At 66.5% G+C, this 12,600-nt stretch carries 8 protein-coding genes; 2 read left to right on the forward strand and 6 right to left on the reverse strand.

The features are described 5' to 3' along the window. Nucleotides 1-22 precede the first annotated feature (22 nt). From FHR20_RS04805 to FHR20_RS04830, 6 genes are all read right to left on the reverse strand, one after another. Entirely contained in the window at nucleotides 23-3,235 is a 3,213-nt protein-coding gene (locus tag FHR20_RS04805) for a non-ribosomal peptide synthetase (protein WP_167298449.1), read from the reverse strand. Continuing rightward, nucleotides 3,232-5,073, reverse strand: coding sequence for a methionine--tRNA ligase (locus FHR20_RS04810; RefSeq protein ID WP_243857121.1), 1,842 nt, complete (start codon nucleotides 5,071-5,073; stop codon nucleotides 3,232-3,234). Before FHR20_RS04810 ends, FHR20_RS04805 begins: the two co-directional genes overlap by 4 nt. Before the next feature lie 59 nt (nucleotides 5,074-5,132). Next, nucleotides 5,133-5,558 (reverse strand): hypothetical protein, encoded by a 426-nt coding sequence (locus FHR20_RS04815; protein ID WP_167298451.1) that lies wholly within the window; start codon nucleotides 5,556-5,558, stop codon nucleotides 5,133-5,135. A gap of 154 nt (nucleotides 5,559-5,712) precedes the next feature. Beyond that, a complete protein-coding gene (locus FHR20_RS04820) occupies nucleotides 5,713-6,102 on the reverse strand; it encodes a hypothetical protein (protein WP_167298452.1) in 390 nt (129 codons plus the stop codon). Nucleotides 6,103-6,576: 474 nt separating this feature from the next. Next, nucleotides 6,577-7,770 (reverse strand): ATP-binding protein, encoded by a 1,194-nt coding sequence (locus FHR20_RS04825; protein ID WP_167298453.1) that lies wholly within the window; start codon nucleotides 7,768-7,770, stop codon nucleotides 6,577-6,579. Further along, a complete protein-coding gene (locus tag FHR20_RS04830; RefSeq protein ID WP_167298454.1) occupies nucleotides 7,767-8,459 on the reverse strand; it encodes a response regulator in 693 nt (230 codons plus the stop codon). Before FHR20_RS04830 ends, FHR20_RS04825 begins: the two co-directional genes overlap by 4 nt. 644 nt (nucleotides 8,460-9,103) lie before the next feature. Here FHR20_RS04830 and FHR20_RS04835 point away from each other — a divergent pair. Both FHR20_RS04835 and FHR20_RS04840 read left to right on the forward strand, forming a co-directional pair. After that, entirely contained in the window at nucleotides 9,104-10,183 is a 1,080-nt protein-coding gene (locus tag FHR20_RS04835; protein ID WP_167298455.1) for a serine hydrolase domain-containing protein, read from the forward strand. Between the two features lie 272 nt (nucleotides 10,184-10,455). Beyond that, the gene (locus FHR20_RS04840) at nucleotides 10,456-12,597 is read left to right on the forward strand and encodes a TonB-dependent siderophore receptor (protein ID WP_167298456.1); all 2,142 of its coding nucleotides are present in this window, start codon (nucleotides 10,456-10,458) and stop codon (nucleotides 12,595-12,597) included. The last annotated feature ends 3 nt before the right edge of the window (nucleotides 12,598-12,600 follow it).

Genomic DNA, 12,600 nt, shown 5'->3' on the forward strand with positions numbered 1-12,600 from the left:
CAGAGCCCCGTACTGGATTCGGTCAAAGGGATCGCCGCGGCCGGCGCAGCATCGCACTGAGATCGTCTTCCGCGATCGGCGCCGCGGCGACGGCTTCCGCCATCGCACCCAGCTTCGGCGTCTCGAACACCGCGCGCACCGGCAGCACCCGGCCCAGGCGCGCGCGGACATGGGCGACGAGCCGCGCGGCGAGCAGGGAATGGCCGCCAAGGTCGAAGAAATCGTCCTCGACGCCTTCCACCGCGGAGCCGAGCAGCGAGTTCCAGATCGCCGCCAGCCCGGTCTCGATCGGGCCCTCGGGCGCCCGGCCCGCATCGCGCTGATACCGGCCGGGTGCCGGCAGCACGCGCATGTCCACCTTGTCGTTCGCGGTGAGCGGCAAGCTGTCCATCATCACGATCGCGCTCGGCACCATGTGCCGCGGGAGGTGCTGCGCCGCATGATCGAGCAGCGCGGCCTCCCCCAGGCCGGCTTCGCTCGCGACGACATAGGCGACGATGCGCAGATCGCCCGGCATGTCCTCGCGGACGATCACCAGCGCTTCGCGGACCTGCTCGTGCTGGCGCAGCGCATGCGCGATCTCGCCCAGCTCGATGCGGAAGCCGCGGATCTTGAACTGCCGGTCGCGCCGTCCGATGAACTCGATATTGCCGTCGGCGCGAAAGCGGCCGATGTCGCCGGTGCGATACATCCGGGCATCGGGCCCGTCGGTGAAGGGGTCGGCGACGAACCGGGCCTCGCTGATCTCCGGGCTGTTGCGATAGCCGCGCGCGACGCTGGCGCCGCCGATATGGATCTCCCCCGGTACGCCGACCGGCACGGGTTGCAGGTCGGGATCGAGGACGTACAGGCGCACGCCGGGCATCGGTCGCCCGATCGGGATCACCGCGGGCTGTTCGCCGGCCAGGCATTCATACCAGCTGTTGTGGACGGTCGTCTCGGTCGGGCCGTAGAGATTGTGCAGCCTGGCATGGAGCCGCTCGAAGAAGCGCGACGGCACGTCGCGCGCCATGGTCTCCGCGCCGCACAGCATCCAGCGGACCGAAGCGTCGAGCAGCGCGATGCGGGGATGCTCGAGCAATACCGTGAGCGCCGAGGGGAGGAAGCACACGATGGTGACGCCCTCGGCGACGATCCGGTCGATCATATAGTCGAGGTCGCGCTGGCCGCCCGGGCGCACCATCACCGTGCTGCCGCCGGTTGCCAGCGGGAGGAAGAATTCCCAGACCGACACGTCGAAGTTGAACGGGTGCTTCTGAAGGAAACGGTCGGCCGAGGTCACCGCATATTGCTCGCGCATGCCCCAGAGATGGTGGATGACGCTGCGATGCTCGACCTCCACGCCCTTGGGCAGGCCGGTGGTGCCCGAAGTGAAGATCACATAGGCGAGCGTGCGGGCGGAGACCGCGACTTCGGGGTTGCCGATATCGGCTCCAGCCGCGGCATGCGCCCCGTCGATCGCGATCACGGGGGCTCCCGGATCGCCGGCCAGCTCCGCGAAGCGCTCGAGCGTCAGCACTGCCTTGGGTGCCACGCTGTCGATCAGATATTCGATGCGCTTCTGCGGCAATGTCGGGTCGATCGGCACATAGGCGGCGCCGGTCTTGAGCACGCCCATCAGCGCGACGATCATCTCGATGCTCTGCTCGCAGACCACCGGCACGCAAGTCTCCGGTCCCGCACCCAGTGCGATCAGCTGGTGGGCGATGCGATTGGCGGCGCGATTGAGCGCGGCGTAGCTGAGAGTCAGGTCCTCGAAGATCACCGCGACCGCGTCGGGATCGCGCGCCGCCTGTTCCTCGAACAGGCCGTGGATCGTCGCCGTGTCGGGATAGTCGAGCTGCACGGCGTTCCAGTCGTGCAGCATCGTCCGCTGCGTCGGCGCATCGAGCAGCGCGAGGCTGCCCAGCCGCGCATCCGGGCGGGCGACGGCATCGGCCAGCAGCGCGCGATAGGCACTGGCCATCGCCGCGATGGTGGCTTCGTCGAACAGGTCGCTGCGATATTCGAACGCGGCGGTGATGCCGGAGGCGCTCTCCCATAGTGCGACCGAAAGCTCGAACTTGGCGTTGAGCGACAGGCCGGGGCCGTCGACGGGCTCGCTCTCCGGCGTTGCCTCCGCCATCGTGCGCGGGGCGTTCTGCAGCACCAGCATGGTCTGGAACAGCGGGGTATGGGTGCGGCTGCGCTGCGGCTTGACTGCCTCGATCACCACCTCGAGCGGCACGTCCTGGTGCGCGAAGGCGTCGAGCACCGCCACGCGCGTCGCGGCAAGGAATTCGCGGAAGCTCTGCGTGCGGGCAGGCCGGCCCCGCACGAGCACATTGTTGAGGAAACAGCCGAAGATGTCGTCGAACTCGGCCCTTGGCCGGCTGCCGACCGGCGAGGCGACGATGATGTCGTGTTGCCCGCCCAGCCGCGACAGCAAGGCCTGATAGCCTGCCATCAGCACCATGTAGAGCGTGGCATTCTCCGCCCGTGCGAGCTGGTTGAGGCCGTTGCGCAGTGCGTTGGGGAAATGGACCACCCAGGTGCCGCCGCGCGCTTCGGGCTGCGGCGTGCGCGGCCGATCGAGGGGGAGGTCGAGCACCGGCGGCGCTTCCGAAAGCGTGCGTACCCAATGGTCGAGCTGTTCGGCATAGGCGCCACGCTCGACCTGGTCGCGCTGCCAGGTGGAGAAATGGACATATTGATAGTCGAGCGGCGGCAGCACGGGCGCGCGTCCGGCGACGTGCGCGGCACAGAATTCGGCGAGGTCCCGTGCGAACAGGTGCATCGACCAGCCATCGGCGATGATGTGGTGGAGCGCGATCACCGCCAGCGTCCCGGCCTCGCCGAGATCCGCATGGCGGCAGCGCAGCGGCGGCGCTGCCGCAAGATCGAAGGGAGTCGCGATCTCACCGGCAATCAATTCGGCCAGCGCCTCCTCGCGTGCCTCGGAGGGGAGCTCCGCGAAGTCATGGGCCGTCACCGCCGGCGTATAGGGTGCCAGCACGCATTGCCATGGCACGCCGTCGCGGTCCTCGAACAGCGTGCGCAGGCTGTCGTGACGCTCGATCATGTCGGCCATGGCCGCGGTGAGCAGCGTGGCATCGGTGCCGGGCGGCAGCGGGATGGGAATGACGAGGTTATAGCCGCTGTCGGAGGGATCGAGCTGCTGTAGCAACCATAGCCGCTCTTGCGCGAAGGAAGCGCGCTCCTCGTCGATATAGATCCGTTCCGCCGTCATCGTCATCGAGCCCTCCTCCGATTGGCACGCGGTGCGGGTTCGGTGCGCTCCGCAGGGGAAGGCGCTTCGGCCCTGGCCTCGGCGTTCGCTTCGATCGGTTCGCCTTCGGCCTCGGACGGAGCGGTTTCGATGTCGTCCGCGGGTGGTGCCGCTTCCGCTTCGGAAGTCGGTTCGGGCGGGGCCGGCTCGCTGCCGGGCCGCGCGGGCTCGAAATAGCCCGTGGTCGAGAGCGAGATCGCGGTGCCCGCCGTCGGCATCGCCGGCAGCAGCTCCCAGCGCGCCTCCGCCACCGCGCCGCGCTCGCCAAGGTCGCGCCACAAGCGATCGGCGAAGCCGGGCAGGATGGGCGCGGCGGCGAGCGCCAGGCTCCTGGCAAAGGCCAGCTCGACTGCCAGGGCGCCGGCCGCCTCGAGCGCCGAGGCAGGCTTTCCGTCGAACACCGCATGCTCGGCGCGGAAGCGGCGCGCGACGCGCACGATCTCGCTCAGCAGATGTGCGGCGCGACTGGGCGAGAAGCCCTGGACCGAGTAGCAGTGCGAAAGGTCGCCAAACAGGCTGGCGAGGCGGGCGAGGGCGAGCGGCGCACTGCGCGGCGCCGGCGCGAGCGGCACCATCCCGCCCGCCGCCTCGCAGCGCTTCGCAAGGTCCTTGAGCCAGTCGTCCCAGATGCCGATCAGCTCGTCGCGCCGCGTGGCCTCGAACTCGTCGAGCGTGAAGTTGGTCTGCTCGATCTCGGGCGCGACCCGCGCGAGATGGAAGCGCAACGCATCGGCATCATGCTCGCGCAGGAACGCGCCGGCCCAAAGGGCGTGGCCGCGGCTGGTGGAGAATTTGCTTCCGTCGAGGCGGAAGAATTCGTTGGTGATGAACCCGATCGGCGGGCGGAGCCGGGGATCGAAAGCCTGGAAGATGGCCGGGAACAGCACGACGTGGAAATAGATCGAGTCGAATCCGAAGCATTGGACGACATTGTCGAATCCCGTCCACGGCGTCTGCCAGCCGCCGGGGTTGCCCCTCGCCTCGGGCAGGAGGTCGGTAAGCGCCAGATAATGCGGGCCGAGCTCGAACCAGGCGGAGATGCGCTGATCGTCATAGCCGCTCGCGGGAACCGCGATGCCCCATTCGGCAGGCTGGGTGGCCGGCACGTCGGGCAGCGGCTGCGCCAGCATTTCGGCCACCAGGGCGCGGGCCCGCGGGTTCAGCCAGGCGCAGGCGAACGTAAACTCGGCGGCGCTGCGATAGCGCTCGAGCGGAAACCAGAGCTGGCGTAGCGGGCGGCGTTCGGGCGTGCCGCCGCAAGTGACGCAGGCAGGATCGATCAGATCCGCGCCTGCATTCGGTTTGCCGCAGGCCTCGCAGATCCCCCCGTCGCTCTCGGCATCGCAATGAGAGCAACGGCCACGCAGATGCGCTTCGAACGCGAAACGGTCGCAGGTGATGCAGAAGGGCTGATCGGTGGTCCGCTCCTCCAGCGCGTCGCGGTCAAGCAGGGTGCGGAAGAAGCGCTCGATGAATCCCGAATAGCGCGGCGATTGCGCCGGAGAGGCGAACAGATCGAGCGAGATGCCGGCGCTCGCCAACGACTCCCGAATTCGCGCGCCATTCTCCGCGGCTACGGTTGCAGGATCGCGCCCCTCCTGCTTGGCCATTCGCGCGACATAGCTTTGATGATCGTCACCGGCGGAGATGTAAGTCGCGCGTTCGCCGATCATTCGCAAATAGCGCGTCAGAATATCACCTGCGAGATAGGGGCCGGAAAGATGGCCGAGATGAAGGTCGCCATTAGGTGTTGGCGGACCCGCAGTAACAAGGTAGCTCACGAGACACCCCCGATATATTGTCATGAAATATCGAACGGATTCGTCCGTGGGAGATTGCTCGAGATTTCTGCCTCAAGTTCCTCTCACGGAGATTTGATCGTGATTAAAGTTGTTGCTGCAAATCTATCAGAATCAAATTTTTGTAAAAATGCTATTGTGTTCATTGTGGTGTGTTGTTCATCGACATCGATGAAATCTTTTTGAATCCAGAGATTTAATGCGTTCAAAAAATTGAAGGCAGCGCGCTGATGCGGTGGATTCATCCGCGATTTGAGATAGATGTTACGATGTTGAAGATGGCGACTCGTGATATATTTGAAGAATTCTACCGTAGGAGAGGTATAAAATAGAGCGCGACTCCATAACGATTCCTCGGAAAGTAACGAATTTCCATGGGCAGGGATCATGGCCATGGCAAGGTCGTGATTATGTCGAGCGCCGTCGGAAGGAGTACTGGCATCCCCGTTGCCCATGTCGACGCGGGGAGTTTGTCCGCTCCATGTTGTCACCACGGCATTCGATCGAGTGAGCCTCGTCGAGAGTGGGGCTATACTTGACGGGGTGATGAAACGAGTAGGCTCGTGGTTTCCTCCATTGTGGAGGCTGGCTGCGCGAAGCCTGGATCAGGCCGCCGGGCCGGGAGCGCTGTCTCGTATCGCCGTCTCAGGTTGCCAAAGGCCCCACCGCCACGACCAGCCCGCAACAGAGGAGAAGCGCGGCGACGGGCGTCATGAGCCGGCGTTCGGCCCGGCTCGGCGAGATCCGGTTCAGCGCCAGCGCGAGCGCGAGATAGAAGACTGTCGCCCAGGCGAAGCCAGCCGACCAGGCGCTGGGCAGAATTGCGATCAGACCGGCTCTGTCGAGGATGACGAGTGCAAGCGCCCCATAGATCAGGATCGCCATCCCGCTGCCGAATCTAAGGCGCGCGGGGAGTATCCGATACTGCCCGCCCCAGGCGAAGCGACCCAGCGGCACGCCGGCGATGAGGCAGAGCTGGAATATCGTGAGGCCAGCCAGAAGGCCGCAGAAGAGAGAGGCCGCGACGAGCATCATGATCAGGAGATGTTGCAGCGAAGATGAGGCAAGGGCGGGTCTCCCTGCCAAGCGCCTGCCGCAATATCCGGCGGTGCCGCCCGGAAATTGGTCAAGTGTTTCGATCCGCGGAAGGTGCGTGGTCCGGCACTTCCTCTTCCGTGTCGATCGCATATTGCAATCGCGCGGCTGCGACGGGATCGCCGTACCGATCGAGCAGCGCCAATGCCATTCGCATCAGTGAAAGTGCCACCGCACGGCTACGCTCTCCTTCGCTCACGACTTTGCACCATGATCCACACGGCGTTCTGTGGCCGATCTCTTCATGCGATCATGAAACCCCGCATCGCCCCGTCCATGCGCTGATCTAGGCCGCGAATGCTGCGGTTTTGAGAAAATTGTACGATTATTTGTACGAATTGTCGCGATACTCGATTTCGGCAACATGGGGCGGCTTTCCGCGAGCCTCTGTCCAAGGAGGCCAGGGCCTGCGGATCAGGCCGTATCGGGCGCGATGCCTGCCGGCAGGCGCAAGGTGAAGATCGCGCCGCCGCCATCATGGTTCGCCAATGTCGCGGTTCCATCATGCGCCTCGGCAATGGCGCGAACGACCGAAAGGCCGAGGCCGCTGCCCCCGCTGTGCCGCGCGCGCGATGTTTCGGCGCGCCAGAACCGGTCGAAGGCCTTGTCCATGGCCTCCTCCGGCAGCCCGGGGCCGTGATCGACGATCTCGAGCACCGCCCAGCCGCCATGCCGTGCGGTGCTGATGCGTAGCGGACCGCTTCCGGCGGCATAACGCTGCGCATTCGAAAGGACCGCTCCGATCATCTGGCGGATCCGGGCGGCGTCGGCGACGACAGCGGTCGGCCGAAGGAGAAGCACCGGCTCCAATCCCGCCGCCTCCAGATCGGGCCGGATCAGGGCGATGACCCGCTCCACCTCCAGGGCGAGGTCGATATGGTCGGGATTCAGGATCATGCGGTCCGATTTGGCCAGGTTGATGGTCTGGAGATCGTCCACCAGCTGCCCCAGCCCTTCCACCTGCAGCAGCAGGGACCGCATCTCTTCCTCTTCGCGCGCGAATATCCCGTCGATGGTCCCCTGGATGCGCCCGCGCAGGATGGTGAGCGGCGTGCGCAATTCATGGGCGATCGCAGCCGTGCTTTCCGCGAGCTCCCGCTCCGCGCGCTGCAGCGATTGCGCCATGGCGTTGAAGTCGTCGATGAGCTGCGCTTCCTCCACCGAGGCCCAGCGCACCAGCGGCGCCCGCGCCGACAAGTCGCCATCGGCCAGGCGCCGGGCGCTGAACGCGACGTCGTTCAGGGCGCGTGCCAGCTTGGCCAGGAAGATGCTGCCGAGGACGAAATCGCATATCGCGACGAACAGGAGGCAGATCAGCAGCGCGGTATTGCCGCGTTGATTGACCGTGTCCGTCAGTTCGTCCAGCTCCTTGATGACCTTGTCGATTCCGTTGAAATCGGGCACCCGGCCGGCCTCCAGCGCGGCGAGGGCGCGCTGGGCGGCAGGCGATGCGTTCTCCTTGATCAGGCGCTCTTCGTTGCTGGTCCATAGCGTCATCGCCACGAAGATCAGCACGCAATTGGTGATGACGATCACGACCAGCGCCGTCGCCAGCTGGCGCGCGATGGGCCAGCGGCGGCGCAGGCGGGCGCGCAACGCGGCGATCATGATGCCGCCAGCCGATAGCCGACGCCGCGCACCACGACGCAGAGACCGGTCATGCCGGCCCGGTCGAGCTTGCGGCGAAGGTTGCTGATATGGCTGTCCACGGTCCGTTCGAGCGCATTCCCCTCGGGCAGGCAGGCATCGACCAGTTCGGCGCGGTCGAACACGCGGCGCGGCGCCCGGAGCATGTGCGAGAGCAACCGATACTCGGTCAGCGTCAGGTCGAGCGGGATCGTGGCCGCATCGTTCAATACCGCCGCGGTATAGCTCAAGGTATCGAGCTGCAGCGCGCCGAACCGGATCAGCGATTGATCGGCGCCCGCACCGGCCGAGCGGCGCAGCACGGCCTTTACCCGCGCGACCACCTCAAGCGGATTGAACGGTTTCACGACATAGTCGTCGGCACCGATCCGCAGCGCGGAAAGCTTGTCAAGGTCCTCCGCCCGCGCAGTCGTCATGATGACCGGAGTCATGCCGCGCGCGCGGAGATCGGCCAGCACCGAAAAGCCGTCCCGTTTCGGCAGGCCGACGTCGAGCAGGACGAGATCGGGCTTCAGCGACTGGTGATGGATCAGCGCGACCTCTCCGTCCTGGGCGGTCACGGTCCGGTATCCCTCGCGCTCCAGATAGGAACACAGGATACGGGCAATCTGGGGTTCGTCCTCGACGATGAGGATCAGGGCATTTTCCACGATATTCTGCCTAATGAAGGATGTCCGCCATCCTGTGACCTGGTTATTCGGGGCGCGTGAAGATCATGTGGAGAAATGATGGAGGCGGTGGCCGGTTGCGGACGCGGCCCCTCGGAACCGCATCCGCGTGCCGGCAACCAGCCGCAGATCGTCGCGGCCGCCCCGTCCGATAGCGCCGGTTGCGCCAAGCGGGAAGGCCGCTGGCCCGCATCGATAGCGATCCCGGTCCGCCCGCCGCTCCATGCGCGATCGATCGGAGCGGCGGCGAACCGCCCCGCGTCACCACGGTGACGACCCGATCGTTCCAACCTGCAGTCTCGCCTTCATTGCGCGTTCTCCGTGAGAGCATGGGAGCGGTGCCGGGCGATCGTGCAGGCCGCGGCTAGAGGGTGTGGAGACCTTGTGCAGGCGCGGGCCTTCGTGCCGGCTGGCAATCCGTCCGGCGGATCGAGGCCGCGGACGGGTTGTGCCTCGCGCGCGCGATGGATCGTCGGAGAGGGGAGGGCGGCGCGCGGTCGCGCCTTCGCATTCGCTTCGCAGAGGCTCCACGCATTCTCCACGCAATGAAGGATGACCATCCTGAGAGGCGGCGACTCGCCGCGCGACCGTTTCGGCGGATCGCCTTCACGATCAGGAAAGCTGCCATGTCATCGTCCTCCCAGCCGGCCCCCGCATCGTCGCAGCCGATGACGGCGAGGCTGGATCTGTTCCGCGATGCCTTTGATTTGCCCGCGGCGGCGTGCGCCGTTTTCGATGCGGGTGGCGAAGTCGTCACCGCGGTGCGCGGCATCCGTCAGCTCGGCGGGACGGCCGCGACGATCGAGGACCTTTGGCATTATGGTTCGATCGGCAAATCCATGACCAGCCTGATGATCGCGCGTCTGGTCGAGGCGGGCGTGCTGCGCTGGGACATGACGGTGGGCGAGGGCCTGGCCGCAATGCCCGATGCGCGGGCCGGTGCGCTCCAGGACGTCACGCTGCTGGACCTCCTCGCGCATCGTGCCGGCCTGCCCGCCGATCCGTCGCGGCCGGGACTGGTGCGATATCTGCTTCTCGGCGGCGATCCCGGGCGGACGTCCGCCCGGCTGCTCGGCAACGCGCTGCGCGCATCGCGGCCGCAGCGCGACGGCGATTTCCAATATTCCAATCTCGGCTATGGCCTGGCCGGAGCGATCGCCATGGCCGCGACCGGCGAGGATTATCGCACCCTGATGCGCAGATATGTGCTGGATCCGCTCGAATTGCGTGGCGCGGGATTCGACCGGCCCCCGCAGGACGGTTCGCAGCCGGTCGAGCACCGGCACGCGCTATGGGGCGAAAAATGGGTGGCGCTGAAGCCGGGCAAGCGGGCCGTCGACGATCTGGATATCGTCCGTCCGTCCGGCGACGTCCATGGGCGGATCGTCGATCTCGCGCGGTACGGTGCGGCGCATCTGCGCCTGCTTGCCGATCCGGCCGCGCAGGCGGGGGTGCTGGGAACGCTCTATCGCCCGGTCGGCTGCGACCCCGAGCCGGGGGTCGACTGGAACTATGCGCTCGGATGGTGCGTCGAGCGGCCGACGGATGGGCGGCTGCTGCTATGGCATGCCGGCTCCACGGGCAGCTGCTTCGCCTATCTTGCGCTCGATCCGGGCGGGTCCTGCGGCTTCGCCTTCGCCACCAATGCCTTTTCCCCCACCTGGGACGAGGGCTTCATGACCCGGCTGCGGGCGGTGTGGCTTTGAGGTCGGCCGGCGCGCGGCCCTGCGGCACCCGGTAACGCGGGGGCCCCGCTCCGGCATTTGCAGATTTGCAATTGCTAATTAATCGCATTAGTGGCGCGCATCGGGAACGCGAATCATCGCTTCCGTCTTCGCGAACGGTTCACGCTCGCTCCATCTCCCGGATCTGCCGATCCGCCCCAGGGCGACGGCTCCATTCCGGCGGGAGCGATCGCGGCTGCATCCGGGACGGAGGGAAGGATGAGGCGCGGCGAAAGACAAGAAGGGGGACGATGATGCGCCGTTCGTTTCATTTGCTGCTGGCCGGCTCTGCCGCAATGTTCATGCCGGCGTCGCTCCACGCCCAGCACGCCCCGCAGCAGGGCACCGCAGCGGAGGAAGAGACCGGGGAGGGCATCGTCGTCACGGGCTATGGCCGGAGCGACCAGCCCACCACCGCCACCGGGCTGCACCTCACGCCGATCGAGACGCCGCAGACGATCAGCGTCATCACCCGGCAGCAGATCGACGACCAGGCGCTGATCTCGATCAACGACGCGCTCGATTTCGCCGTGGGCATTTCCAAGAAGGACATCGATCGCGGCCGCAGCGCGATCTCCGCGCGGGGCTTCGAGGTCCAGAACTTCCAGCTCGACGGTGCGCCGTTCGCCAACGGCAATGTCGGCTTCGGCGAGACGAGCACCGCGATTTACCAGCGCGTGGACCTGGTGCGCGGCGCAGCGGGCCTGATGCATGGGGCAGGGGATCCTTCCGCGGTCGTCAACCTGATCCGCAAGCACGCCGATGCCGACGCCTTCTCCGGTCAGGTCAGCCTCGAAGCGGCATCGTGGAACCGCTTCGCCGGAACCGTGGACGTGCAGTCGCCGCTCGATGCCGCCGGAACGGTGCGCGTGCGCGCCGTCGTCCAGGCCTATCGGCAGGACGGCTTCGTCGATCGCGAGGAGAAGAAGGGCCTCGTCCTCTATGGGGTGGTCGACGCCGATCTCGGTCCGCGCACGAAGCTGTCGGTCGGCGCCAGCTATCAGCGCGACGACCGCGACGGCGTGATGTGGGCGCAGCTTCCCTATTGGTATACCGACGGCACGCGGACGCGCTGGCCGCGCTCCAAGACCACCGGCACCGACTGGGGCTTCTGGAACACCACGGAGATTTCGGGCTTCGCCACCCTCACGCACGACCTTGGCGGGAAATGGAGCATCCGCGGCGACCTCGGCTACCACAAGGGGCTGGAGGAATCGCGGCTGCTGTGGCTCGATGGCATGCCCAACCGGGTGACCGGTGCCGGCATGGCCACCTCGGCCTATTGGTTCAAGGCCGATCCCGAGCAATGGAACGGCAGCATCCAGGCCAGCGGCCCGTTTTCGCTGCTTGGCGGCGAGCACGACCTGGCCGTCGGCGCGATGGTGAATCGCCTCACCGACGGATGGTCCAACCGAGATCCCGTCGCGATGGATCCGATCGCCGATTTCAACCATTGGGACGGGACGCTCGCCCAGCCGGCCTGGGGGCCGCGCTACGTGTCCAGCCGCGGTTCCACGACCCAGGCCGCGCTTTTCGCCACGACGCGGATCGGCCTGGTCGGCCCGCTCAAGCTCATCGGCGGCGGGCGGCTGAGCTATTTCCGGCGCAACGAGGAGGCCGCGGGGACGAGCCCGGCCTACCGGCTGACCTACAAGGGCGTGCTCACGCCCTATGCGGGGCTGGTCCTCGACATCACCCACAACCTGTCCGCCTATGCGAGCTATACCAAGATCTTCAAGCCGCAGGGCAATGTCCGCGACCGCAACGGGCGCCTGCTCAATCCGCTGGAAGGCAAGAATTACGAGGCCGGCCTGAAGGCGCTGCTGCTGGGCGGCAAGCTCCTGGCGACGGCGGCCGTGTACCGCATCGAGCAGGACAATCTCGCCGTTCCGGATCCGGGGCAGTTCGTGCCCGGTACGTCCAACCCGGCCTATCGCGGGGCGACGGGGACCGTCGCCAAGGGATATGAGCTCGAAGTCGTCGGCAAGGTCACCCGGCAATGGGACCTCAGCCTGGGCTGGAGCGACTATAGCGCAAAGGACGCCCAGGGCGTCGACGTGCTTGCGCACCAGCCGCGCCGGGCGTTCAACCTGGCGACCAAATACGCCCTTGCCGGCGCGCTCGACGGACTGAGCCTGGGCGGAGCGCTCAAATGGGAGAGCCGGCCGCCGGTGACCGCGCAGAATCCGGGCACCGGCATCGTGGAGCCGATCGGCCAGCCCGCCTATGCCATCGTCAATCTCATGGCCCGCTACGAGATGACCAGGCAGCTGTCGCTCCAGCTCAACGTCGACAATCTGTTCGACCGGACCTTCTACAGCGGCAACAGCTGGTTCCCCGGCTTCGTCTATGGCGAGCCGAGAAATGCGCGGGCGACGCTCAGATACAATTTCTGAAGC

It is taken from the genome of Sphingomonas leidyi, assembly GCF_011761945.1.
GTDB classification, from domain to species: domain Bacteria; phylum Pseudomonadota; class Alphaproteobacteria; order Sphingomonadales; family Sphingomonadaceae; genus Sphingomonas; species Sphingomonas leidyi.

Coding starts and splice junctions, on each gene's coding strand:
- FHR20_RS04805 (WP_167298449.1), bottom strand. CDS start 3,235: ATGACGATGACGGCGGAACGGATCTATATCGACGAGGAGCGCGCTTCC.
- FHR20_RS04810 (WP_243857121.1), bottom strand. CDS start 5,073: ATGACAATATATCGGGGGTGTCTCGTGAGCTACCTTGTTACTGCGGGT.
- FHR20_RS04820 (WP_167298452.1), bottom strand. CDS start 6,102: ATGATGCTCGTCGCGGCCTCTCTCTTCTGCGGCCTTCTGGCTGGCCTC.
- FHR20_RS04825 (WP_167298453.1), bottom strand. CDS start 7,770: ATGATCGCCGCGTTGCGCGCCCGCCTGCGCCGCCGCTGGCCCATCGCG.
- FHR20_RS04835 (WP_167298455.1), top strand. CDS start 9,104: ATGTCATCGTCCTCCCAGCCGGCCCCCGCATCGTCGCAGCCGATGACG.
- FHR20_RS04840 (WP_167298456.1), top strand. CDS start 10,456: ATGCGCCGTTCGTTTCATTTGCTGCTGGCCGGCTCTGCCGCAATGTTC.